Here is a 23,951-nt window from a genome sequence, read left to right as displayed (position 1 = left end):
ACCCGGCGCTATTGCGCCTGCGGCACCGTGAAGCCCAACCCCCGCAGGCAGACATCCACCGCCTGCGCGCCCACCTGCTTGAGATCGAAGGCCCTTCCCAGCAGCCAGCTCTGCAACAGGCCATCGAACATGGCGCACAGCGCGATCGAGGCCTGGGGAGCCGGCATGGACATGGTCACCGCATGGCTTTCGGCAGCCGCGCGCAGCGCCAGCTCCAGTTGCGCGGAAAAAGAGTCCAGTGCGGCACGGTTGCGCTCCTGCACGGGCATGAGCTCGCCCACGTATTCCACCTTGAGCAGCAGGATCTCGAAGACGCGCCGCGTGCTGTCGTCATCGGCGATGCGCCCGAAGACCACAGCCATCAGGCGCCGCACATATTCCAGTGCATCGCACTCCGAATCGTCCTCGCAGTCGCTGTAGACCGCCTGCTCCAGCGGGAGCGTGACGCGGTCCAGCATGGCGTAGAAGAGATCCAGCTTGTCCTTGAAATGCCAGTAGACCGCACCGCGCGTGGCGCCGGCTCGCTGGGCAATCTCGTTGAGCGAGGCCCGGGCGACACCCTGTTCGTAGAACACTTGCTCCGCAGCGTCCAGCAGACTGTTGCGCGTTGCAAACGCATCTTCTTTCGTTCGTCGTGCCAAGATGTATTTCCTTCCATCGTTGAGCCCGGCCATGCCACGCTACGCCATGCTTCGCGCCGCCTTGCAGCAACAGCGGTCATTATACATTCATGTATGTATGTATAATCCGCGACTTGCCCGTGGACACGGGCGTTCCGGATAGCGCTGACCGGAACGTCAACATCGTTATTTGATTCAGCACAAGGACCCATCATGCCCAGCACACGCAGCAATGTGTCAGCCGCTCCGTCCCCTTACAGCAGTCTGCGCCTCACCACCGTGGCCCTGGCCGTCACTGCCGCAATGGCCATGGCGGCCTGCGGGAAAAAGCCCGAAGAAAAAGCTGCCGCGCAGCAGCAGATGCCCGCCGTGCCGGTGGGCGTGGTGGTCGCAACCCCCGCCGACGTGGGCCTTGTGACCGAACTCCCTGGCCGCGTGGATGCGCGCCGCGTAGCCCAGATCCGCGCCCGCAGCGCCGGCATCGTGCAGGAACGCCTGTTCCGGGAAGGCAGCGATGTGAAGGCCGGCCAGGTGCTGTACCGCATCGACCCCGCTCCCTACCAGGCCACGCTGCAAAGCGCCAAGGCCACGCAGGCCCGCGCCGAAGCCAACCAGGCCCAGGCACTGGCGCAGCTGGAACGCTACCGCCCGCTGGTTGCCGCCAACGCCATCAGCAAGCAGGATTTCGTCAATGCCGAGGCAGCCTACAAGCAGGCCCAGGCCGATGTGGCGGCCGGCAAGGCGTCGGTGCGCACGGCCGAGATCAATCTGGGCTACACCAACGTCACGGCCCCCATCTCCGGCCGCATCGGCCAGTCGCTGGTGACCGAAGGCGCGCTGGTCGGCCAGGGCGAGGCGACTCCGCTGGCCGTGGTCCAGCAGATCAATCCTGTCTATGTGAACTTCACCCAGTCGTCCAGCGAGGCCTTCCGGCTGCGCCGCGCGATGGAGCAGGGCAAGCTCAAGAAGGCCGATGGCGCCGAGGCTGCCAGCGTCGAGGTGCGCCTGGACGACGGCACGGCCTATGAACTCAAGGGCAAGCTGCTGTTCACCGACCTGACCGTGGACAGCTCCACCGGCCAGGTCACGCTGCGCGCCGAGGTGCCCAATCCCAAGGGATTGCTGCTGCCCGGCATGTATGTGCGTGTGCGCATGGAGCAGGCCCAGGCGTCCAACGCCATTGCCGTGCCCCAGCAGGCGGTGACGCGCACCGAGACCGGCGACACCGTGAGCGTGGTCAGCGACGACGGCAAGATCACCAAGCGCCAGGTGAAGGTGACCACGGCCCAGAACAACCAGTGGCTGGTCAGCGAAGGCCTGCAGGCGGGCGAGAAGGTCATGGTCGACGGCTTCCAGAAGCTGCAGATGCTGCCGCCCGGCACGCCGGTCAAGCCCGTGCCCTGGCAGCCCGAGGCCGCAGGTGCCCAGAAGCCGGCCGGCGCGGCAGCGCCAGCCCCGCAAGCCGCAGCCGATGCCAAGCCTGCGGACCAGGCAGACAAGAAGTAATCAAGGGGCTCAGCAATGGCCAAGTTCTTTATCGACAGACCGATCTTTGCATGGGTCGTCGCGCTATTCATCATCGTCCTCGGTGGTATCGCGCTGACCAAGCTTCCGATCGCTCAATACCCTAAGGTGGCTCCTCCGGCCATCGTCATCAACACCGCCTACCCAGGCGCGTCCGCCAAGGTGCTCGAAGACAGCGTGCTGTCCGTGATCGAGCGCGAGATGAACGGCTCGCCCGGTCTGGTCTACATGGAGTCGGTGGCCCAGGCCGATGGCACGGGCAGCATCACCATCAGCTTCGAGGCTGGCACCAACGTGGACCTGGCGCAGGTGGACGTGCAAAACCGCCTGTCGCGCGCCACGCCGCGCCTGCCTGCGTCCGTGACGCAGCAGGGCGTGCGCGTGGACAAGGCGTCGTCCAACTTCCTGCTGTTCATCATGCTGTCGTCCGAGGACGCCAAGGCCTATGACACGGTGGCCTTGGGCGACTATGCCTCGCGCAACATCGTGCCCGAAATCCAGCGTGTGGCCGGCGTGGGCCAGGCACAGCTGTTCGGTACCGAAAAGGCGATGCGCATCTGGTTCGATCCCGCCAAGCTGCAGGGCTACAAGCTCTCGGCCGAGGACGTGACGGCCGCCATCCGCAGCCAGAACGCCCAGGTGGCCAGCGGCGCCATCGGCGACCTGCCCAACATCACGGGCCAGAAGATCGCCGCCACGGTGACGGTGATGGGCCAGCTGTCTTCGATCGGCCAGTTCGAGAACATCGTGCTGCGCGCCAATCCCGATGGCTCCACCGTGCGCCTCAAGGACGTGGCGACCGTCGAGATCGGCGGCCAGGCCTACGCGACCTCCGCCCGCCTGAACGGCAAGGATGCCGTGGGTATCGGCGTCCAGCTGACGCCCAGCGGCAATGCGCTGGCGACCGCCAAGGCCGTGCATGCGCGCATGGAAGAGCTGCAGAAGTTCTTCCCCAAGGGCGTGAAGTACTCCATTCCCTACGACAGCTCCAAGTTCGTGAGCATCTCCATCGAGAAGGTCGCCCACACGCTGCTGGAAGCCATCGTGCTGGTGTTCCTGGTGATGTTCCTGTTCCTGCAGAACTGGCGCTACACGCTGATCCCGACCATCGTGGTGCCCATTGCACTGCTGGGCACCTTCGCGGTCATGCAGGCCGTGGGCTTCTCGATCAACGTGCTGGCCATGTTCGGCATGGTGCTGGTCATCGGCATCGTGGTGGATGACGCCATCGTGGTGGTGGAGAACGTCGAGCGCATCATGAGCGAGGAAGGCCTGCAGCCGCGCGAGGCCGCGATCAAGGCCATGGGCCAGATCTCGGGCGCCATCGTGGGCATTACGCTGGTGCTGATCGCGGTGTTCATACCGCTGGCCTTCTTCGCGGGGTCCACCGGCAATATCTACCGGCAGTTCTCCATCGTGATGGTGGCCTCCATCAGCTTCTCGGCCTTCATGGCGCTGACGCTGACACCGGCCCTGTGCGCAACGCTGCTCAAGCCCGTGGAAGCCGGTCACCACCACGAGAAGAAGGGCTTCTTCGGCTGGTTCAACCGCACGTTCGCACGCTCGGCCAAGTCCTACGAGGGCTGGGTGGCCCGACTGCTCAAGCGTTCGGTGCTGATGATCGGCGTGTACCTGGCCGTGATCGCGGGCGCCGTGGTGGTGTTCCGTGGCCTGCCGACCTCGTTCCTGCCGACCGAGGACCAGGGCTACTTCATCGTCAACGTGCAACTGCCCCCTGGCGCCGCCAAGGAGCGCACGCTGGAGGTGATGAAGCAGGTGGAAGAAGCCGTGCTGCCGCAGCCCGAAGTGGCCAACATGGTCAGCGTGCTGGGCTTCAGCTTCTCCGGCCAGGGCCAGAACGCCGCCCTCGCCTTCGTGCCGCTCAAGGACTGGTCCGAGCGCAAGGGAGCGAACTCCACGGTGGACGCCATGACGGGCCGCATCATGGGCATGACGTCGGGCATCCGCGATGCCTTCGTGTTCGCCGTGAACCCGCCGCCCATTCCCGAACTGGGCAACGCCGTGGGCTTCTCGTTCCGCCTGCAGGACCGTGCCGGCCACGGGCACGATGCGCTGATCAATGCCCGCAACATGATGCTGGGCATGGCCGGGCAGAGCAAGGTGCTGGCCGGCGTGCGTCCCGATGGTCTGGAGGACGCGCCCCAGCTGCGCATCGAGATCGACCGCGACAAGGCCAACGCCCTGGGCGTGGACTTCACCTCGATCAATGCCGCGCTGTCCACGGCGCTGGGCTCGTCCTACGTCAATGACTTCCCCAACCAGGGTCGTCTGCAGCGCGTGATCGTGCAGGCCGATGCTCCGGCCCGCATGCAGCCCGACGACCTGCTGCGCCTGAACGCGCGCAATGCCAAGGGCGATCCGGTGCCGCTGTCCACGTTCGCGACCACCAAGTGGGTCAAGGGCGCCCAGCAGACGGTGCGCTACAACGGCTACCCTGCCGTGCGCATCGAAGGCTCGGCCGCACCGGGCTTCAGCTCGGGCGATGCCATGGACGAGATGGAAAAGCTGGCTGCCAAGCTGCCCGAAGGCTTCGGCTTCGAGTGGACCGGCCAGTCGCGCGAGGAAAAGCTGGCGGGCTCGCAAGCCATCTTCCTGTACGCCTTCGCCATCCTGGCCGTGTTCCTGTGCCTGGCCGCCCTGTACGAGAGCTGGTCGATTCCGCTGTCGGTGATTCTGGTCGTGCCGCTGGGTCTGCTGGGTGTGGTGCTTGCCACCTTGCTGCGCAACTACTCCAACGACGTGTACTTCCAGATCGGACTGGTGACGGTGATCGGCCTGTCGGCGAAGAACGCGATCTTGATCGTGGAGTTCGCCAAGGACCTGCAGGCCGAAGGCAAGGGACTGATCGAGGCTGCGCTGGAAGCCGCCCACCTGCGGTTCCGCCCCATCATCATGACCTCGCTGGCCTTCGGCCTGGGCGTGGTGCCTCTGGTGATCGCCACGGGCGCGAGCTCGGCCAGCCAGCGTGCCATCGGCACCGGCGTGCTCGGCGGCATGATCACCGGCACCGTGCTGGCCGTGCTGTTCGTGCCCACCTTCTTCGTCGTGGTGCGCAAGCTGTTCAAGGGCAAGATCAAAACGCACAACCCGCCGTCCACACCGGCCGGCAAGGAGGCCTTGAGCCATGATTAATCGCAGTACCCCGGTGGCCATCGCCACCGCCGTGCTCCTGGCGGGATGCTCGCTCATCCCCACCTACGAGCGCCCTGCCGCTCCGGTCGCGGCGCAGTACACCCGCGCGAACGCCACCGCTGCGGCGGAAGGCGGCACGGCTGCAGCGCAGCTGCCCTGGCAGGATTTCTTCCAGGACGCACGCCTGCAGCAGCTGGTTCGCACCGCGCTGGACAACAACCGTGACCTGCGCGTGGCCGCGCTCAACATCGAGCGCGCCCAGGCCCAGTACCGGATCACGCGCGCCGACCAGTTCCCGACGGTCGGTGCAGGCGTCAACGCCAGCCGCGCCCCGAACACCACGGGCTCGGGCGCCAAGTACGTCAACAGCTACCAGGTGGGCCTCGCCGTCACTTCCTGGGAACTGGACTTCTTCGGCCGCATCGGCAGCCTGAAGGAAGCGGCCCTGGCCCAGTACCTGGCGACCGAGGAAGCTCGCCGCGCCGCGCAGACCAGCCTGGTGGCCGCTGTGGCCAGCGGCTGGTATACGCTGCTGGCCGACGAGCAACTGCTGAAGATCTCGCGCGACACGCTGCGGACCCGTGAAGAGTCGATCAAGCTGACCAAGCTGCGCTTCGACACGGGCGTGGCGTCCGAGCTGGACTACCGCCAGGCCGTCTCGCTGACCGAGGCTGCGCGCGCCACGCTGGCGCAGCAGCAGCGCCAGCGCGCCCTGGATGAAAATGCCCTTGTGCTCTTGCTCGGCCAGGCGCTGCCAGCGGACGTGCTCGCCAGCCTGGGCTCCAGCCAGGGACTGCGCGACACGGCCGACCTGCCCGCCGTGCCGGCCGGCCTGCCTTCGGACCTGCTCACGCAGCGGCCCGACATTCGCCAGGCCGAGCAGCAGCTGATCAGTGCCAACGCCAACATCGGTGCCGCGCGTGCAGCCTTCTTCCCGCGCATCACGCTGACGGGGCAGTTCGGCACGGCAAGCAACGAGCTGTCGGGCCTGTTCAAGAGCGGCAGCTGGGGCTTCACCCTCGCGCCATCCGCCCTCCTGCCCATCTTCGATGCGGGCCGCAATTCGGCCAATCTGGCTGCGGCCAAGGTCGAGCGCGAAGTGGCCATCGCCCAGTACGAGAAGTCCATCCAGAGCGCCTTCCGCGAGGTCTCCGACGCACTGGACAGCCAGGGCACGCTGCGTGACCAGATCATGGCCCAGCGCGCCCAGCTCGAAGCCGAGCAGGCACGCCTGAAGCTGTCCGACCTGCGCTACAGCAACGGCGTGGCCAGCTACCTGGACCTGCTGGATGCACAGCGCACCCTGTTCGCGCTGGAGCAGTCCACCGTGAGCGTGCGTCTGGCGCAGCTGCTCAACCAGATCGAGCTGTACAAGGCGCTTGGCGGCGGCTGGACCGACAGAACAGCGACAGCAGCGGCAGCCACGCCGGCTACCGCGCCCGCGCAGTAAGACCCAAGGCAGGCATCTGCCGCGCCCACCGCACAGAGGTGTTCTCCGCAAGGTGAACACCTCTTTTTCATGGCGCGCGGAAAGCATTTGCCATTTGCTTGATCCATCTCATGGCATATGTGCGCCCCAGGTCAACCCGGGTCTGCGCGCAGTGTCTGCAAGAGGCCCGTCGATATAATTTGTTGTTGACTCACGCCCCCACAACACAAGAGGACTTCATGAGCGCAACCCACACCGAAGAAGCCCATACGGGCCCGATCAAGAACCCCAAGCAGCTGCTGATGGCGGTGTTTTTCTCGTTCGTGGTTCCGGTGTTCGTGATCATCGGCCTCGTGCAATACGTGAGCTCGGCCGACAAGGCCGGCGCCGGCGCTTCCCAGACCGAAATGGCCAAGGCCCAGCGGCTGCAGAAAATCGGCCTCGTGGAAATCCGGGATGCCAATCGCCCGCTGCGCTCGGGTGAAGAAGTCTTCAAGGGTCAATGCGCGGCCTGCCATGCCACAGGTGCCGCAGGTGCTCCCAAGTTCGCGGATGCCGCGGCCTGGGGCCCGCGCCTGGCACAAGGTCTGGAAGGTCTGGTGCACTCGGCCCTCAAGGGCAAGGGAGCGATGGCGCCTCAAGGCGGCGGCGATTTCAACGACACCGAAATTGCCCGGGGCGTGGTCTACATGGCCAATGCCGCAGGTGGCAAGTTTGAAGAGCCCAAGGCCCCGGCCGCAGAAGGCGCTGCAGCAGAAGGTGCAGCGGCACCCGCCAACTGAGCAAGGCCCAGGATGCCTGGCACCAACCGGCTTCGGCCGGTTTTTTCATTTCACACTGACTTCAGTACCGTAATTCGCTGGACTACGCCGAAGCCAGATACAGCAGGTTTATCAATAACTTAGGCGCGTTCATCATATGCCGGTGCTTTCTGAAACCTGATCCGGCTTCCTGCCTCGTGGCTCCCATGTGGCCCCTGGAAACCGGGTCTTTCCGAGGAGTCATCGTGGCAAAAATCAAGCTCACCAAGTCCGCAGTGGATGCGGCACAACCCCAGGCGCAGGCCGTCGAACTGCGGGACACGCTGGTGCCCGGCTTCCTGTGCAAGATTACACCAGCGGGCCGCAAGGTGTTCATGCTCCAGTACCGCACGAACGCCGGCGAGCGCCGCAAACCCGCTTTGGGCCTGTATGGCGAACTGACCGTCGAGCAGGCCCGCTCGCTGGCCCAGGAATGGCTGGCCCAGGTACGCCGGGGCGGCGACCCGGCCGCCGACAAGGCGGCGGCGCGCAAGGCGCCCACGGTCACGGAACTGTGCGTGAAGTTCATGGAGGATCACTCCAAGCAACGCAACAAGCCCAGCACCCGCCGGGGCTACCAGGGCGTCATCGACCGCTGCATCGTCCCCTTCCTGGGCCGCATCAAGGTTCAGGACGTGAAGCGCCCGGACGTGGCCGGGGCGATGAAGAAGATGGCGCACAAGCCCGCCGAGGCGAACCGCGCTTTCAGCGTCATGCGCAAGATGTTCAACCTGGCCGAGGTCTGGGGTTATCGGCCGGACGGCACCAACCCATGCCGCCACGTCCCGGTGTACCCCGACGGCAAGGCCACCCACCTCATCAGCGACGAGGACATGGGCAAGCTGTTCCGGCACCTTGACGGTATCGAGGCCGAAGGGCTGGAGAACTACGTCATCCCGCTGGCGATCCGCCTGCAATTCGAGTTTGCCGGGCGGCGCTCCGAGATCATCTCGCTGGAATGGGCATGGGTGGATCTGGACAACCGCCGCGTGGTCTGGCCCGATAGCAAGACAGGTGGCATGTCCAAGCCCTTGAGCGAGGAAGCCTACCGGCTGCTGTCCACCGCGCCGCGCCGGGACGGCTGCCCCTACGTGCTGCCGTCGCCGAACGACCCGGCCAAGCATCTCACCGAGGGCGAGTATTACGGTGCCTGGTGCCGCATCCTGAAGGCGGCGGGCGCTACGCACGTGGGCACGCATGGCATCCGCCACCGTTCGGCCACTGACATCGCCAACTCGGGGATTCCGGTGAAGGTGGGCATGGCGCTGACGGCGCACAAGACCGTGGCGATGTTCATGCGGTACGTCCACACGGAGGACGATCCGGTGCGGCAGGCCGCCGAGCTGGTGGCGAACCGGCGCAAGACGATCACCGGGGCGCAACGCACCGAGCAGGCGTCCGCATGAACGGCAAGATGCCGTCGGCTGCGGCAGGCGCGGCGTTGCCAGCCTTTCGTGTCGGAAATCAGGCCCGCCGAATTGTCGCGACGCTGTCGCGACAATTCGAGCGTGGGTCACCAAGCCTTGCAGCAAGGTTGTCACTTGACAACCTTGCGCATCATCCCCATACTGGAGGTCGCTGATGGCCCGTTCCTCTCACCCGAAGAAAGAGGTCGAGGATGCGCTGCGACACGCCGAAGGGCAAGGCTGGCGTGTCGAAGTCGGCGGTAGCCATGCCTGGGGGCGGATGTACTGCCCGTACAACGATGAGGAATGCCGTTGCGGCGAGTTCTGCATTACCAGTGTATGGAGCACGCCGAAGAACCCCGGCAACCATGCCCGCGCCTTACGGCGCGCCGTGGACAACTGCACCATGGACCGCCAGCAGCGCGAGGCGGATGACGATGGCACCCAGGAATAGCGCGATGGAATACACCTTTACCCTCAAATACCAGCTCACCGATGACGACCGCGATTCGCAGACACTGGTCGAGCGCCTGGGTGAAGCCGGCTGCGACGATGCCCTGGTCGGCATCGGGCAGCCGGGGCGGCTGGCGCTGGAATTTACCCGCGAGGCGGTGGATGCAGATGAGGCAGTGCGCAGCGCGCTGGCCGATGTGCGCCGTGCCGCACCCTCGGCCCGGCTGATCGAAGTGGCGCCTGATCTGGTTGGGCTGACCGATGTGGCCGACATCGTGGGCGTGTCGCGGCAGAATATGCGCAAGCTGATGCTGGCCCATCCGGGTAGCTTCCCGGCGCCGGTGCATGAGGGCAGCGCGTCGATCTGGCATCTGGCGGATGTGCTGGGCTGGATGCAGGCCAAGGGCGGTTATGCCCTGGCGCGGGAGGTGCTGGACGTGGCGCGGGCCGCCCTGCAGGTCAACGTGGCCAAGGAAGGCCGGCGCTTGCCGCGCCTGGCGTTCGAGGAACTGGAAGCGCTGGTGGGCTGATGAAAAGCAGACCCCATGACGAAGCGATGGCCGAGCTGTACCGCAGCGACCCGGCGCTCGCGCTCGAAGTCATCAACGGTGTTCTGGAGGACGGCGACCAGGCCGAACTGCCGACTGTGCTGCGCCAGATGGCGCGGACGTTCGGTGCTGACGCTCGATCTTCCGCAGCCGATGAATTCTCGTATCGCTGATACGAGAATTTCGGCTCGGAGGTGCCACCAGCTTCCCATCAGAAAAGGTCGTCCTCGCACGCTTGCGGCGCTGTCGGACGATCCATTGATGGCTTCTTGACCATGGCCTCCAGTGCGTCAAGGGCCGCTTCGCGGAGCTTTCGGACGCGGGGCAGCAAATCGAACAGGGACAGCCCGAGCTGTGGCGACAGCAGTTCGACGATCAGCCGGTAATGCTCGTCCTCCCGCAAAACTTTCGTCTGGAACAACAGCCAAAAGCAGGACTCGCCCAGTTCCTGCCTGGAGGGCAAGTCCTCTATGGACCGCGACTCAGCGGCCTCGATGTAGGTGTCCACGATGGCTTCTGCCTCAAGCCACAATTCCGAAGCCGTCTCGTCATCGACGGGTTCCTTTTCTGCGAGCTCCCTGATATGCGCAAACGCAGCGGCCTCATCGGCCTGCTTGTAGACCTTGCTGCTGGAAATTCCCATTCTGTTCTCCGATCCGTTTCTGTCGCTGCGATGGCGCATCAGATTAGCGTCACGACGGATTGGTGAGTGAAGTGCTTGTTTTTTAGGGGGAGTGTTCAGATAGCCGTCTGCTGGACGCGCCGGCTCAGTGCTTCCGCACTTTCCTTGCGCTCGCTGTAGCGGTCCACGAGGTACGGCGCCGCATCGCGCGTGAGCAGGGTGAACTTCATCAGCTCCTCCATCACGTCCGCGATGCGGTCATAGTAGGCCGAGGGCTTCATGCGCCCGGCCTCGTCGAACTCCTGGTACGCCTTGGCGACCGAGGACTGGTTGGGGATGGTCAGCATCCGCATCCAGCGGCCCAGCACGCGCATCTGGTTGACGGCGTTGAAGGACTGCGAGCCGCCCGAGACCTGCATCACCGCCAGCGTCTTGCCCTGCGTCGGGCGCACTGCGCCGGCCGACAGCGGAATCCAGTCGATCTGCGTCTTCATCAACCCCGTCATGGCCCCATGGCGCTCGGGCGAACTCCACACCATGCCTTCGGCCCACTGGGCCAGCTCGTGCAGTTCCTTGACCTTGGGATGGTCGGCGGGTGCATCGTCCACCAGTGGCAGGCCCGAGGGATTGAACATGCGCGTCTCACCGCCGAGCGCGCGCAGGATGCGAGCCGCTTCCTCAGCGGCCAAGCGACTGAACGAGCGCTCGCGTAGCGAGCCATAGAGCAATAGGAAGCGCGGCGCGTGCGTGGCGCGCTCGGGTGTCAGCAGCCGTTGGGTATCGGGCAGTTGGAATAGCGCGGTGTCGATATTGGGTAGGTCGATTCTGGATTCAGACACGGCGGCCTTCCGCGTCCACGACCGCTTCGCCGTCTTCCTTGTTGAACGCGCCGCGCTGTGATTGCGGCAGGATGTCCAGCACGGCCTCCGAAGGCCGGCACAGCCGCGTGCCCAGCGGCGTCACCACGATAGGGCGGTTGATCAGAATGGGATGCTGGAGCATGCAGTCGATCAACTGCGCATCGCTCCACTTCGGGTCATCGAGGCCGAGTTCCGCGTAGGGCGTGCCCTTCTCGCGCAATACCGCGCGCACCGGCACGCCCATGTCCGTGATCAGGCGTTGCAGGGTTTCGCGGTCGGGCGGTGTCTTCAGGTATTCGATGACCGTGGGTTCCTCGCCGCTGTTGCGGATCAGGGCCAGCACGTTGCGCGACGTGCCGCAGACGGGGTTGTGATATATCGTGATACTGCTCATGGGAAATGCCTTGCTTATCTGCGGGCAGGGTTCGGGCCGCACTCATACCAGCCCTTGCTTTGGTTGACGATCCGAACGACCAGCAGCATCACCGGCACCTCGATCAGCACGCCGACCACGGTGGCCAGCGCCGCGCCGGACTGGAAGCCGAACAGGCTGATGGCGGCCGCTACAGCCAGCTCGAAGAAGTTGGAGGCGCCGATCAACGCCGAGGGGCAAGCGATGCTGTGCTGCTCGCCGGCCTTGCGGCTGAGCCAATAGGCCAGGCCGGAGTTGAAGAACACCTGAATCAGGATCGGCACCGCCAGCATGGCGATGACCAGCGGCTGGCGGATGATGGCCTCGCCCTGGAAGGCGAACAGCAGCACCAGCGTGAGCAGCAGCGCCGCGATCGACAGCGGGCCGATGCGCTCCAGCGCCCGGTCGAAGGCGGCTTGGCCCTTGTTCAGCAGAGCACGGCGCCAGAGCTGGGCCAGGATGACCGGAATCACGATGTACAGGCCGACCGATACCAGCAGCGTGGCCCACGGCACCGTGATGGACGACAGGCCCAGCAGCAGGCCGACAATGGGCGCGAAGGCAAACACCATGATGGTGTCGTTCAGCGCCACCTGCGACAGCGTGAATACCGGATCGCCCCCGGTCAGCCGGCTCCAGACGAACACCATCGCCGTGCAGGGCGCGGCGGCCAGCAGGATGAGGCCGGCAACGTAGCTGTCGAGCTGGTCGGCCGGCAGCCACTGAGCGAAGACCTGGCGGACGAAGATCCAGGCCAGCAGCGCCATCGAGAACGGTTTGACCGCCCAGTTGACGAACAGCGTCACGCCGATGCCGCGCCAGTGCTGCTTGACCTGGCCCAGCGCACCGAAGTCCACCTTCAGCAGCATCGGCACGATCATGATCCAGATCAGCAGACCGACCGGCAGATTAACCTGGGCGATCTCCATGCGGCCAATGGCCTGAAATACGTTGGGTGCGAACTGGCCCAGCGCGATGCCGGCGACGATGCACAGCAGCACCCACACGCTCAGGTAGCGCTCGAAGACGCTCATGGTGGAGGTGGCCGGCACGCGGCCGGCCGTTTGGGTTCCAACACTCATCGCGCAGACCTCACTTCGTACCAATGCTGCGCAGCTCGTGCTGCAGCGACATGGCATCGAGCCGCTGCAATGGCAGCGACAGGAACAGCTCAATGCGCCGGCGCAAGGTCAGCGCCGCATCCGTGAACGCCTTGCGCTTCTGCTCGTCGGTGCCTTCAACGGCTGCAGGATCAGGCACACCCCAATGCGCTGACATCGGGCGCCCAGGCCATACGGGGCAGACCTCGCCGGCGGCGTTGTCGCACACCGTGAAGATGAAATCCAGCTCCGGTGCACCGGGCGCCGCGAACTCGTCCCAGTTCTTGCTGCGGTAGCCGACGATCGGCATATGCAGCCGTTCCAGCGTGGCAAGCGCCAGCGGGTGGACTTCGCCCTTGGGGTGGCTGCCCGCCGAGTAGGCGCGAAAGCGCCCCTGGCCCAATTCATTGAGGATGCCTTCGGCCAGGATGGAGCGGGCCGAGTTACCCGTGCAGATGAACAGGGCGTTGTAGGTCTTGTTGGTGGTCATGGATGTCTCACATCAGCAGCAGGACGAAGCCGGCTTCACCGCAACGCCCACCGGCTTGCCGCGCGCCGGGGCGCAGCAGGCTGCGGCAGAACCCGTTGCAGGCGCCGCTTCGTTGAAGACCGGGATGCTGCCCAGCGTATGAAAGTGTTCCCAGGCCACGCCCTGCGGATCGGTGATCCAGTGCTTCTCGCTGCGCGCGTAGCAGCAGGTGGTGGTGCCTTCGTCGAGCAGCGCCATGTCGGCCGCCTCGGCGCGTGCCTTCAGCACGGCCAATTCCTCCGCATCGTCGGTCTGGATGCCCAGATGGTCGATGCCTGGTTTGTTGCCCCGTGTGGAGATAGCGAAGTTGACCGGCGGGTCTTCGAGCATCCACTTGGCGTAGTCGCCCTCGACACGCGCGGGCTGCGCGGCGAACAGTTGGGAATAGAAGCCGATGCTGCGGTTCAGGTCATCGACGTGCAGGTGAACGTGAAAGCGCTTCATGGGGAGATCCTTTCAGCAGGAAGTACAGGCAGAGGAGGAATCACTGACCTCGCATGTGCTGCCTTGGCAGCAGTGCTCGGTCAGGTAGCCGAGCAGTCCGTTCATCTGGGTGAAGTCGGCGCGGTAGATCAGGTTGCGGCCCTGCTGCTCGATGGTGACCAGGCCGGCATGGGCCAGCTCCTTCAGGTGGAAGGACAGGGAATTGCGGGCCACGTCGAGCTGGTCGGCGAGGGCGCTGGGTGTCAGCCCTTCGGGGCCGGCGACCACCAGGGCGCGGAAAACCCGCAGGCGCTGGGTGTGGGCCAGGGCGCCGAGGGCGGAAACGGCTTGGGTCTCTTTCATATTTCGATAATACAACATTTATTGAATTAATGTGCAAAAGGGCACTATCGCGCCGAATTGTGGCCATCCGGTCTTGATCCCATCGCGCCTCCGGCTCAATACCTTAAATCTGGTTCGCGCGCCGCGCTTGCCTGTCCGCCCCTTCGCCGCGAGGTGAACGGCCGAACTTCTCCGCTCAACAGCAGTGCAATGCCGCGATCAGCGGGCAGGACACATTGCCATGGTGCGCGTCGCATTCACCCACCAATTTCGACAATGCCGCCTCAATCCGTGTGAGGTCCACCAGGCGGGCGCGCACATCGGCCAGCCGCAGCGAGGCCAGCTCCGCCGCCTCATTGCAATGGGTGCCGTCCTCAAGTTTCAGAAGCTGGCCGATTTCATCCAGGCTGAACCCCAGGCGCTGGGCTGACTTCACGAACTTCACCCGCGCCACATCTGCCGGCCCGTAGCGGCGGATGCGGCCGTAGGCCCGCTCCGGCTGGGGCAACAAGCCCTTGAGCTGATAGAACCGGATCGTCTCCACATTGACTGTGGCCGCCTTGGCAAAGGCGCCGATGGTCAGATTGTCCGAGGCGCTTTCCATGACGCTTGACTCCGTAGTTGACTACGGAAGTAACCTTACAGCATCAAGCGAAGTCCCGGAAGGAAAACCATATGTCGGAACCCAAGAGCGGGCGTGGCGCCCTGGCCGCTGGCGGCCTCGCCGCCATTCTTGCGTCGGCCTGTTGCCTCGGCCCCCTCATCTTGGTCTTGCTCGGTTTCTCGGGCGCCTGGATCGCCAACCTGGCCGTGTTGGAACCCTACCGGCCGATTTTCATCGGCGCGGCCCTGATGGCGCTGTTTTTCGCCTGGCGCAGCATCTTCCGGCCGGTTCACGCCTGCAAGCCGGATGAGGTCTGCGCCGTGCCCCGCGTGCGGACGGCCTACAAGATCATTTTCTGGATCGTGGTCGCGCTGGTCTTGATTGCCCTCGCTTTTCCGTACGTCCTGCCGTTGTTCTATTGAGAGGAATCCACCGTGAAGAAACTTGCCACCGCTATTGCCCTGGCCGTTACCCTGGGCGCTCCGGCGTGGGCCGCCACCAAGACCGTCACACTGTCGGTGCCCGATATGACCTGCGCGTCGTGTCCGATCACGGTCAAGATGGCCCTGTTCAAGGTGGCCGGGGTCCAGAAGACCGAGGTCAGCTATGAAAAGCGGGAAGCCGTCGTGACCTTCGACGATGCCAAGACCAACGCCGGGGCCTTGGCCAAGGCCACCGCAAACGCGGGCTACCCCGCCACCGTCAAGCAGTGAGGTTGCCCGCCATGGCCGAAGCGATCGCCTTGCACATCGACGGCATGACCTGCGCGTCGTGCGCCGAGCACGTCAGAGAGGCGCTGGAGAAGGTGCCCGGGGTGCGCTCGGCCTCGGTGTCCTATCCGCGGCGACGGGCCGAGGTCGAGGCGGATGCGGACATGAACCATGGTCCGCTGGTCGCGGCGATGGCCGCGCTCGGTTACCGCGCACGGGTGTCCGACACGCCGAACAAGGCTGCGGGCTTGTTGGGCAAGGCGCTGGGCTGGCTGGGCAGCGAACCGAGTCACGGTGGTGGCGAGCGGGCGCTGCATGTGGCCGTGATCGGCAGTGGCGGCGCGGCGATGGCGGCGGCACTCAAGGCGGTCGAGCGAGGCGCGCGCGTGACGCTAATCGAGCGGAGCACCATCGGCGGCACCTGCGTCAATGTCGGCTGCGTGCCGTCCAAAATCATGATCCGCGCCGCGCACATTGCGCATCTGCGCCGGGAAAGCCCGTTCGATGCCGGCCTGCCGCCCACGCCGCCGTCCATTCTGCGCGAGCGGCTGCTGGCCCAGCAACAAGGCCGCGTCGATGCGCTGCGCCATGCCAAGTACGAAGGCATCCTGCAGAGCACCCCGGCTATCACCGTGCTGCATGGCGAGGCCCGTTTCATGAATGAAAACTGCCTGACCGTGCAACTGGCGGAAGGCGGTGAGCGCACGGTGGCCTTCGACCGCTGTCTCATCGCCACTGGTGCGAGCCCCGCGCTCCCGCCGATTCCTGGCTTGAAGGGCACTCCCTACTGGACCTCCACCGAGGCGCTGGCGAGCGATGCCATTCCCTCGCGGCTGGCCGTGATCGGTTCGTCGGTGGTGGCAGTCGAATTGGCGCAAGCCTTTGCCCGGCTGGGCAGCCAGGTCACGATCCTCGCGCGCAGCACACTGCTCTTTCGCGAAGACCCCGCCGTCGCCGAAGCCGTCACGGCCGCGTTCCGTGCCGAGGGCATCGAGGTGCTGGAGCATGTCCAGGCCAGTCGAGTCGCCCATGCAGAGGAAGAGTTCATCTTGACGACGGATCGCGGCGAGCTGCGCGCCGACAAGCTGCTCATTGCCACGGGGCGCGCGCCGAACACCCGCACGCTGAACCTCGAAGCGGCGGGCATCGAGGTCAATCCCCAGGGGGCCATCCTCGTCAGCCACACCATGCGTACCAGCGCGCCGCACATCTACGCGGCCGGCGACTGCACCGACCAGCCGCAATTCGTCTACGTCGCGGCGGCGGCCGGCACGCGCGCCGCCATCAACATGACCGGCGGCGACGCGACGCTGGACCTGACGGCGATGCCGGCCGTGGTGTTCACCGATCCGCAGGTGGCGACGGTGGGCTACAGCGAGGCGCAAGCGCGCCACGACGGCGTCGAGACCGACAGCCGCACGCTCACGCTCGACAACGTGCCGAGGGCGCTGGCCAACTTCGACACGCGCGGCTTCATCAAGCTGGTTGCCGAGGCCGGCACCGGACGGCTGATCGGCGTGCAGGCGGTCGCGCCGGAAGCGGGCGAACTGATCCAGACGGCGGCGCTGGCGATCCGCAACCGGATGACCGTGCAGGAGCTGGCCGATCAGCTATTCCCCTACCTGACGATGGTCGAGGGCCTGAAGCTCGCGGCGCAGACCTTCAGCAAGGACGTGAAGCAGCTGTCCTGCTGTGCCGGATAGCGTCATCTCTTGCTGAGCGCGATTTTTTCCAGGAGTCACGCTCGGCAGTGACGCCGGCTTGTTTCACGCGGGCCGGGGATTTCGCGCCTTCACGGCGTTCATGGCAAAGCCTGCCAGAGCAACGGCAAGCACCACGGCTTGCGCAATGGCGGTTTCCGCTGACGGATAGATGCCAAGCACTTCGATGCGCGGCCAATGGATCGGGCTGGCGCTCAACCGGCCGGCCTCCTGGAGGCCGGCAACCCCCTTGCCGGCGAGCACGACCGCGAGCACCGCTACCAGGATCGAGCTGAGACTGAAGAATTTGCCGATCGGCATGCGGGCGCTGGTGCGCAGCATGAACCATGCGAGGACGGCCAGAACGGCCACTCCGCCCACCAATCCACCGAGCAGGGCTCCATTGTTGCCGTCGCCGGCCAGGGCCGAATAGAAAAGCACCGTCTCGAAAACTTCGCGGTAGACCGCAATGAACGACAAGGCGAACAATGCCCATGCCGAACGCCGCGTCATGGCTGCGGAGAGTTTTTCCTTCAGGTAGGCCTGCCACTTGCCCGCCGTGCTTTTCTGGTGCATCCAGAGCCCGACGCTCAGCAGCACAACGGCCGCAAACAGGGATGAAACCCCCTCGGTCACCTCACGGCTTGCGCCGCTGATGCTCACGAAGTAGGTGGCCACCGCCCAGGTCAGGCCACCGCAAGCCAGTGCGGCCATCCAGCCGCCATGCACATAGCCCAGCACATCGCGCCGTTCTGCCTTCTTCAGGAAGGCCAGCATGCCCACGACGATCAACAGCGCTTCAACCCCTTCGCGCAGCAGGATGGTGAGGGAGGCGATGAACGTGGTCAGCGGGTCTGCCTTGTCCGCGCCGAGTTCGGCGTCCACCTGGGCAAAGAGATAGTCCAGCTTCTGCGCCGTGGCATCGGCTTGTTCCAGTTTCCCGCCGGCGAGCGCGCCGCGATAGGCCAGCATGGCGTTTTCGACTTCCGTGAGAAGTGTCTGGTTGCGTGCGCGCAATGCCGGCTCCAGAGGCTCAAATCCATCCAGGTAGGCCGACAGGCCCAGGCGCGTTGCGCTGGCCCGGTCGCCCGCGCGCGCCGCGGCAAGGCTCTCCTGAAGGCGTGTGCGGGCCAAGGCCAGTCCGCCCGAGCCGCTCGCGGCAGCGGTGACTTCCGGGTGGCGGCGAACATAGGCGGTGAGGTCGCGGGCTGCGTCCGGGGGCATCCGCTCGGACAAGGCGGCTTCGGTCAAGGTGGCGGCAGCAGCCAGGTCGGGAAAGACAGCCTTGGCGCTGGCGTCTCGCCCCCAGGACTGTTCGCCGCGTGCGCGCATGGCATCGTCATGCGACAGTGTGCCGGCGAAAAATGCCAATGCCCACCGATCCTCGTCGGAGAGCGTGGCGAAGCTGGGCATCGACGTGCTGGTCACGCCTTGAGAAATGACCTGGTACAGCGCGAGCACGCTGCGCGAACGGGCACGATCACGATCGGTGAAGGCGATCGGCGGCGGTTCGAGCTTGGCGCCGAGCGGGCCGTCGCCTGCACCGGTTGCCCCGTGGCATGCCGCGCAGTTGGCTTCAAACAGCACCTTGGCGCGTGCGAGATCCGGCGGCTGGGTCGGCGAGAGCGGAAACGGATAGGCTTTGACCAGCGCTGCGGCCAGCGAATGGGCGCTGTCGGCCACGGCCTTGGCGTCCGCCTTTGCGGCGATGAGGTCTCCGAGCGCTTTGGCCTGCCGCTGCAACTCGGGCAGCGCCGCAGTGCTCGGCAGTGCGGCAAGCTGCTGTGCGGCGGTTGCCGCGAACTCCTTCATCTCCTCGTACTCGCTGGCACTTTGAATCTGGCCGTTGCTCACCGCGCCGCCGTAGTCAACCGCGAGGTAGTCCAGCAATTGCCAGGTCTGCTTGGCCTGGTCGCTGGCGGCAGGGGCGGCAGCCCAGGCGGGAGAAGCCGACCAGAGTGCGAACAACGCGGCTATTGCCAGGAATCGCCTGGCGCAAAGAGAAAGCATTTTCATGATGTATAAATGTTATTGATTCTCATTTTATCGATGACTCGGACCACTGGGCGTTGCACGATGCAGTGCGAGCGAAGGTTCTAAAACGAAGATTTGCCTGTTGCCGGCGAAAAATGATGGGGCTAACTACGCCGCGCACCTTTCGCTGCACGTATGGCCCTGCGCCACGGCCTGTTGTGCAGAAGGCCTTCAACAGCGTCCACATGGGTCGTCGTCATCGCCAGTGAAAGGTTACGTGGCGACCGCTACCAAGATTAGCGTTCCCAGTGCAATGCGATACCACGCAAAAACTCCAAATCCATGTCCGGTCAAATAACGCATCAGAAGGCGTATCGCAAGCAGCGCAAATGCGAAAGAAGCAATGAAACCCATTGCAAAAACGCCGATGTCGTCGCTCGACAATGCGCCCCAGTGCTTGAAGAGGTTGTATACCGAGGCGGCCCCCAAGATTGGAATGCCGAGGAAAAACGAAAACTCCGTCGCAGCCTGCCGCGAAGCCCCGAACCATAGCCCGCCGATAATCGTCGCGCCTGAGCGCGAAGTACCCGGCCAGAGCGCAAGGCACTGCACGAAACCAATCTTCAGTGCGTCGATTCGGCTGATCTGTTCGGCACGCTCAGCCTTCACTTGCACGGGGCGTCGCTCAGCCCACAGGATCGCGATGCCACCGACAACGAGTGCGACGGCCACCGGCCCCGGACTGAAAAGCAGCCTCTGCACATGAGATCCAATCAGCAGTCCGAGCACTGCCGCGGGCATAAATGCAATGGCAAGGTTCACTAAAAACCGGCGGGAGCCTTGGTCGGCATGCGCTGAGACAACAACGCTTGCCAGACGAGCCCTATATTCCCAGATGACCGCGAGCATCGCGCCGAACTGGATGAACACTTCAAAGACGTCGCGCTTCTCTTTCGCAAGGAATGAGAGCGCATTGCCCGCTAGGATCAAATGCCCCGTCGAGGAGACTGGCAAGAATTCCGTGATGCCTTCGACGACGCCCATCATTAGCGTCTTGAGAACGAGTTCAGCGTGCATTTGCAGGCGGCAGTGGTAGCGCCGAGTGGGACATCGGTTTCTCCGAAGCCGTGCTCACGGCTCCGCATGTGTCAATGAAAATCTGGATCATCGTGCTGGCGAATGGGAATCTGCGCCGTTTCGGCCGCGGCCGCGAAACGCGGCGATCAGCAGAAGCCCCGCTCCCAGGGTGATGCCAACGTCGGCTGCATTGAACGCAGGCCAGTGCCAATCGCCCCAATGAAAATCGAGCCAGTCCACCACGGCCCCATGCCGCACTCGATCAAGAACATTGCCGAGCGCGCCGCCGAGAATTGCTGCATAGCCCACGGCCTCAGGTGTTGCAGTCTTCTCGCGGGCAATGAGCCAGGTGAGAAAGGCAGAAGCAGCGACGCCAATAACAATAAAAAAGCCGCGTTGCCACCCACCCGCCTGCGCCAAGAAGCTGAAGGCCGCGCCTGGATTCAGCCAATGCCCGATGTTGAACCATGGCGTGATTTCATGGGAGCCATACAAGGGAATCCACGCGACGATGGCCGCCTTGGTCGCTACGTCGGCGGCAAGCACCGTCACGGCCAACAGGTACATCCGCAAGACAGCCCTATCAATGGCCATGTGGCTTGATGTCCTCAGACGACCGCAGCAAGCGCATCCCATTGAAAACGACCGCCAGACTGGCACCCATGTCGGCCAGAATCGCCAGCCACAGACTTGCATGTCCAGTAAAGGCCAAGGCCATGAACACCGCCTTTGTTCCAAGCGCAAAGACGATGTTGGCCGTCAGGATGCCGGCTACGCGCTGTGACAGCCGGATGAACTCTGGAAGCTTGCGCAGGTTGTCCTGCATCAATGCGACGTCGGCCGTTTCGATTGCCGTGTCGGTGCCAGCTGCGCCCATTGCGAAGCCTATGCTCGACTTGGCCAATGCCGGTGCGTCGTTGACGCCGTCGCCCACCATGCCGACTGGCCCGCGTGAGAGCAGTTCTTCGATTGCCTGCAGCTTGTCCTGCGGCAGCAACTCGCCCTTGGCGCTGGTGATGCCGACCTGGGCAGCCACGGCTTGCGCGGTTTTCGCGTTATCGCCAGTCAACATGACTGGTTCGATTCCCAGCGACTTGAGTTCGGCGATCGCTTGCCGGCTGGTGTCGCGCACTGTGTCGGCCACGGCCAGCAGGGCGAGTACTTGCTGGTCCGTGGCGAGGAGCACAACGGTCTTGGCCTGGTACTCCAACGCATCGAGCTGAGTCTCGACCTCAAGTGTTGAAAGTCCCAGCTCTTTGATCAGCCGGTGGTTGCCGACGTAATAGACATCTCCATCGACGTTGCCTTTGACGCCGCGTCCAGGGATCGCCTCGAACTTGTCCACCTGGGCATGCGGTTGGTTGTAGCCCGCCACGATGGCGGTGGCCACAGGATGCTCCGACAGAGCATCGATGCTCGCTGCAATGCGCAGAACTTCTTCCTTCGGCAGGCCGCGCAGCGATATGACATCGGTCAGTGCGGGGCGCCCATGGGTCAGGGTCCCGGTCTTGTCCAGGGCCACCGATTTCAGGTGCCGCCCTTGTTCGAGGTAAAGACCGCCCTTGACCAGGATGCCTCGGCGTGCGGCAGCTGCCAGGCCGCTGACCACGGTAACCGGCGTGGAGATCACCAATGCGCAGGGGCAGGCAATGACCAGCATCACCAGCGCCTTGTAGACCCATTCGAACCAGGGCTGCCCGAAAGCGAGCGGAGGAATGACCGCCACGGCAAGGGCAAGCGCAAACACCGCGGGTGTATAGATGCCGGCGAACTTGTCCACGAAGCGTTGCGTGGGCGCGCGTTGTCCCTGCGCTTCCTGGACCGATCGTGCAATGCGGTCGAGGGTGGTTTCGCCCTTGCGCGAGGTAACGCGGAACTCCAGCGTGCCGCGCTCGTTGATGGTGCCGGCGAAGACCGTGGCACCGGCGGTCTTCTCCACCGGCATGCTTTCGCCGGTGATCGGCGCCTGGTTCACCGACGACTGTCCCGCGACGACTTCGCCATCCAGTGCGATGCGTTCGCCCGGACGCACCCGCACAACACTTCCGAGTGGCACGGTATCCGCCTTGACCTCGCGCCATTGACCGTCGGGCTGGCGCACCAATGCGTTCTCTGGCGCCAGGTCCATCAGCTTGCGGATGGCATTGCGGGCCCGATCCAGGCTCAAGGCCTCGATCATCTCGGCGATGCCGAAGAGCCAGATGACCACCGCCGCCTCGGGCCACTGGCCGATCAGCGCCGCGCCGATGACGGCGACCGTCATCAACAGGTTCATGTTCAGCGAACGCGTCTTCAGCGCGATCCAGCCCTTCTTGAGGGTCTCGACCCCACCCAGGCCGATGGCCGCGAGGCAAGCAAGAATGATGGGCCAGGAGGCCTCGGGAGCACCCGCGAAGACCATGGCCTCCGCGCCGAGCGCCAGCACGCCGGAGACCGCCATCCGAATCCATTGCCCGCGCGAGATGCCGGTGCCGAACTCACGGGGAGCGGATGGCGCCGGGTCGGAGGCGCTTTGGAGCACTGGAGCCATGCCGAGCCGCTCGATCGCGCTGGTCACCGGAGCCAGATCGACAAGCTCGTGGCTCACGGTCAGCGTGCGGCCCATCAGGTTGAAATCCAGGGCCTTCACCCCAGGCATGCCTTCGAGCGCCTTGCGCAGCAGGCCCTCCTCGGTCGGGCAGTCCATTTTTTCGATCAGGTACACGGCCTGGCCCTGCGGCCCGGTGTCGTCAGCGTGCTCAATGCTGGCCTTCATGCCTACATCGTTCAGGGCCTTGAGGATCGGCGCGGGGTCGGGCAGACGGTGCTGGACATCGAGCCGTCGCCCCATCAGGTCGAAATCCAGCCGTTCGATGCCATCGACCGCACCAAGGCGCTTGCGGATCGTTGCCTCTTCGGTAGGGCAATCCATGTTCGGAATAAGGAAGCGTGTACCGTTCCCTGTCGCCGGTGCCGGGGTTTGCGACGCCGCCGTGCTGGGGATGAGGGCTTCGACAGCGATTGGCATGCTGCCCGCCGTCTTTTCCACCGGCTTCATTCCCAGGCCTTCGATGGTCCTGGCAATCGGGGCTGTATCGGTCAGCGAATGGGTCACCGTCAGCGTGTGGGCCTTCAGATCGAAGTCCACCGCCTGCACGCCCGCCAGTGGCTCCAGCATCGAGCGCAACTGGCGCTCTTCGCTGGGACAGTCCATCTCCTTGATGAAGTAGATGACCTGCTGCGGCGCGGGTTCCACGACCGCCCGCATGCCGATGTCGTGCAGCGCGCGCAGGATGGCGTTCTGTCCAGCTGGTTCGCGTGTGACCTCAAGGCGGCGACGGGTCAAGTCGAAAGCCATATCCCGGACGCCATCGACCTGCGCCAAGCGCTTGCGAATCTGAGCCTCCTCGCTGGGGCAATCCATGTTGGCTATCCCGAAGTGGGTCACGAGTGGCTCAACGGTCGCCGCTGCGCTCATGGCGCTCGCTGAACAGCACGCCGTGGTGCAGGAGGTTTCGGTGTCTGCTTTCATGGATCGATCCGTTCTTCTTCAAGAGTCAGGTGGTGAGACGGGCCAGCTTTGCCAGTCTCCGCGCAGGAGAGCCAAAGCGCAGACGCCGACAGCGTTGCGACAGGTGCCGTTCCCCTTGTGCTTTCATTTACAAGGGCTATTTCACACCTTGGAG

Annotated in this window: 22 protein-coding genes and 2 pseudogenes; 11 read left to right on the top strand and 13 right to left on the bottom strand. The window is 64.7% G+C overall.

What is annotated here, in order from left to right:
• Nucleotides 1-8: 8 nt before the first annotated feature.
• On the bottom strand, nucleotides 9-641 hold the full coding sequence (locus tag DACI_RS02520) for a TetR family transcriptional regulator (protein WP_192812304.1): 633 nt from the start codon (nucleotides 639-641) through the stop codon (nucleotides 9-11).
• A 192-nt stretch (nucleotides 642-833) separates the two neighbouring features.
• Between DACI_RS02520 and DACI_RS02515 the strand changes: the two genes are divergently transcribed.
• From DACI_RS02515 to DACI_RS02480, 8 genes and pseudogenes are all read left to right on the top strand, one after another.
• On the top strand, nucleotides 834-2,126 hold the full coding sequence (locus DACI_RS02515) for an efflux RND transporter periplasmic adaptor subunit (RefSeq protein WP_012202433.1): 1,293 nt from the start codon (nucleotides 834-836) through the stop codon (nucleotides 2,124-2,126).
• A gap of 15 nt (nucleotides 2,127-2,141) precedes the next feature.
• The gene (locus DACI_RS02510; RefSeq protein ID WP_012202432.1) at nucleotides 2,142-5,297 is read left to right on the top strand and encodes an efflux RND transporter permease subunit; all 3,156 of its coding nucleotides are present in this window, start codon (nucleotides 2,142-2,144) and stop codon (nucleotides 5,295-5,297) included.
• Nucleotides 5,290-6,747, top strand: a complete 1,458-nt coding sequence (locus DACI_RS02505) for an efflux transporter outer membrane subunit (protein WP_012202431.1) — start codon at nucleotides 5,290-5,292, stop codon at nucleotides 6,745-6,747. The genes DACI_RS02510 and DACI_RS02505 overlap by 8 nt, the downstream gene beginning before the upstream one ends.
• A 218-nt stretch (nucleotides 6,748-6,965) precedes the next feature.
• A pseudogene (locus DACI_RS02500) lies at nucleotides 6,966-7,496 on the top strand (c-type cytochrome); the annotation flags it as partial.
• A gap of 236 nt (nucleotides 7,497-7,732) precedes the next feature.
• The gene (locus DACI_RS02495; RefSeq protein ID WP_016451583.1) at nucleotides 7,733-8,932 is read left to right on the top strand and encodes a tyrosine-type recombinase/integrase; all 1,200 of its coding nucleotides are present in this window, start codon (nucleotides 7,733-7,735) and stop codon (nucleotides 8,930-8,932) included.
• 175 nt (nucleotides 8,933-9,107) lie between these two features.
• Entirely contained in the window at nucleotides 9,108-9,386 is a 279-nt protein-coding gene (locus DACI_RS02490; RefSeq protein ID WP_012202428.1) for a hypothetical protein, read from the top strand.
• A gap of 4 nt (nucleotides 9,387-9,390) precedes the next feature.
• On the top strand, nucleotides 9,391-9,915 hold the full coding sequence (locus DACI_RS02485) for a helix-turn-helix transcriptional regulator (protein ID WP_012202427.1): 525 nt from the start codon (nucleotides 9,391-9,393) through the stop codon (nucleotides 9,913-9,915).
• Nucleotides 9,915-10,061 (top strand): annotated as a pseudogene (locus DACI_RS02480) (addiction module antidote protein); the annotation flags it as partial. The gene DACI_RS02485 and the pseudogene DACI_RS02480, both read left to right, overlap by 1 nt.
• 83 nt (nucleotides 10,062-10,144) lie before the next feature.
• Here the strand turns inward: DACI_RS02480 and DACI_RS02475 are convergent.
• The 8 genes from DACI_RS02475 to merR all read right to left on the bottom strand — a co-directional run bounded on the left by DACI_RS02475 (nucleotide 10,145) and on the right by merR (nucleotide 14,825).
• On the bottom strand, nucleotides 10,145-10,576 hold the full coding sequence (locus DACI_RS02475; protein ID WP_012202425.1) for a hypothetical protein: 432 nt from the start codon (nucleotides 10,574-10,576) through the stop codon (nucleotides 10,145-10,147).
• Nucleotides 10,577-10,671: 95 nt separating this feature from the next.
• Nucleotides 10,672-11,394 carry an arsenical resistance protein ArsH gene (arsH, locus tag DACI_RS02470; RefSeq protein WP_012202424.1) on the bottom strand — a complete coding sequence of 241 codons (723 nt, stop codon included), beginning with the start codon at nucleotides 11,392-11,394 and terminating at the stop codon, nucleotides 10,672-10,674.
• Nucleotides 11,387-11,809 carry an arsenate reductase (glutaredoxin) gene (arsC, locus tag DACI_RS02465; protein ID WP_012202423.1) on the bottom strand — a complete coding sequence of 141 codons (423 nt, stop codon included), beginning with the start codon at nucleotides 11,807-11,809 and terminating at the stop codon, nucleotides 11,387-11,389. The genes arsH and arsC overlap by 8 nt, the downstream gene beginning before the upstream one ends.
• 14 nt (nucleotides 11,810-11,823) lie before the next feature.
• A complete protein-coding gene (gene arsB, locus DACI_RS02460; protein WP_012202422.1) occupies nucleotides 11,824-12,909 on the bottom strand; it encodes an ACR3 family arsenite efflux transporter in 1,086 nt (361 codons plus the stop codon).
• A gap of 10 nt (nucleotides 12,910-12,919) precedes the next feature.
• The gene (locus DACI_RS02455) at nucleotides 12,920-13,417 is read right to left on the bottom strand and encodes an arsenate reductase ArsC (protein ID WP_012202421.1); all 498 of its coding nucleotides are present in this window, start codon (nucleotides 13,415-13,417) and stop codon (nucleotides 12,920-12,922) included.
• Between the two features lie 12 nt (nucleotides 13,418-13,429).
• A complete protein-coding gene (locus DACI_RS02450) occupies nucleotides 13,430-13,900 on the bottom strand; it encodes an ArsI/CadI family heavy metal resistance metalloenzyme (protein ID WP_012202420.1) in 471 nt (156 codons plus the stop codon).
• A 12-nt stretch (nucleotides 13,901-13,912) separates the two neighbouring features.
• Nucleotides 13,913-14,242 carry an ArsR/SmtB family transcription factor gene (locus DACI_RS02445; RefSeq protein ID WP_016451582.1) on the bottom strand — a complete coding sequence of 110 codons (330 nt, stop codon included), beginning with the start codon at nucleotides 14,240-14,242 and terminating at the stop codon, nucleotides 13,913-13,915.
• A 175-nt stretch (nucleotides 14,243-14,417) separates the two neighbouring features.
• Nucleotides 14,418-14,825 carry an Hg(II)-responsive transcriptional regulator gene (gene merR / locus DACI_RS02440; protein WP_012202418.1) on the bottom strand — a complete coding sequence of 136 codons (408 nt, stop codon included), beginning with the start codon at nucleotides 14,823-14,825 and terminating at the stop codon, nucleotides 14,418-14,420.
• A 71-nt stretch (nucleotides 14,826-14,896) separates the two neighbouring features.
• Between merR and merT the strand changes: the two genes are divergently transcribed.
• Genes merT through merA form a run of 3 tightly spaced genes read left to right on the top strand, consistent with a single transcriptional unit; the run spans nucleotide 14,897 to nucleotide 17,238 of the window.
• Complete coding sequence (gene merT / locus DACI_RS02435) at nucleotides 14,897-15,247, top strand: mercuric ion transporter MerT (protein ID WP_012202417.1); 351 nt, start codon at nucleotides 14,897-14,899, stop codon at nucleotides 15,245-15,247.
• Nucleotides 15,248-15,259: 12 nt separating this feature from the next.
• Nucleotides 15,260-15,538, top strand: coding sequence for a mercury resistance system periplasmic binding protein MerP (gene merP / locus DACI_RS02430; RefSeq protein ID WP_012202416.1), 279 nt, complete (start codon nucleotides 15,260-15,262; stop codon nucleotides 15,536-15,538).
• Between the two features lie 11 nt (nucleotides 15,539-15,549).
• On the top strand, nucleotides 15,550-17,238 hold the full coding sequence (merA, locus tag DACI_RS02425) for a mercury(II) reductase (RefSeq protein WP_012202415.1): 1,689 nt from the start codon (nucleotides 15,550-15,552) through the stop codon (nucleotides 17,236-17,238).
• Nucleotides 17,239-17,301: 63 nt separating this feature from the next.
• Here merA and DACI_RS02420 read toward each other — a convergent pair whose 3' ends face one another.
• From DACI_RS02420 to DACI_RS02405, 4 genes are all read right to left on the bottom strand, one after another.
• Nucleotides 17,302-19,251 (bottom strand): cytochrome c/FTR1 family iron permease, encoded by a 1,950-nt coding sequence (locus tag DACI_RS02420; RefSeq protein ID WP_012202414.1) that lies wholly within the window; start codon nucleotides 19,249-19,251, stop codon nucleotides 17,302-17,304.
• A gap of 231 nt (nucleotides 19,252-19,482) precedes the next feature.
• Nucleotides 19,483-20,286 (bottom strand): undecaprenyl-diphosphate phosphatase, encoded by an 804-nt coding sequence (locus DACI_RS02415; protein ID WP_012202413.1) that lies wholly within the window; start codon nucleotides 20,284-20,286, stop codon nucleotides 19,483-19,485.
• An 87-nt stretch (nucleotides 20,287-20,373) separates the two neighbouring features.
• Nucleotides 20,374-20,880: a signal peptidase II gene (gene lspA / locus DACI_RS02410; RefSeq protein ID WP_016451581.1), complete on the bottom strand. Its 507-nt coding sequence runs from the start codon at nucleotides 20,878-20,880 to the stop codon at nucleotides 20,374-20,376.
• Complete coding sequence (locus tag DACI_RS02405) at nucleotides 20,870-23,743, bottom strand: heavy metal translocating P-type ATPase (RefSeq protein ID WP_175866204.1); 2,874 nt, start codon at nucleotides 23,741-23,743, stop codon at nucleotides 20,870-20,872. The genes lspA and DACI_RS02405 overlap by 11 nt, the downstream gene beginning before the upstream one ends.
• Nucleotides 23,744-23,951 lie beyond the last annotated feature (208 nt).

Origin of the sequence: Delftia acidovorans SPH-1, assembly GCF_000018665.1 — a bacterium.
Taxonomy (GTDB): domain Bacteria; phylum Pseudomonadota; class Gammaproteobacteria; order Burkholderiales; family Burkholderiaceae_C; genus Comamonas; species Comamonas acidovorans.
The sequence above is the reverse complement of the archived record's forward strand: the minus strand, read 5'-3'. Positions and strand labels throughout refer to the sequence as shown.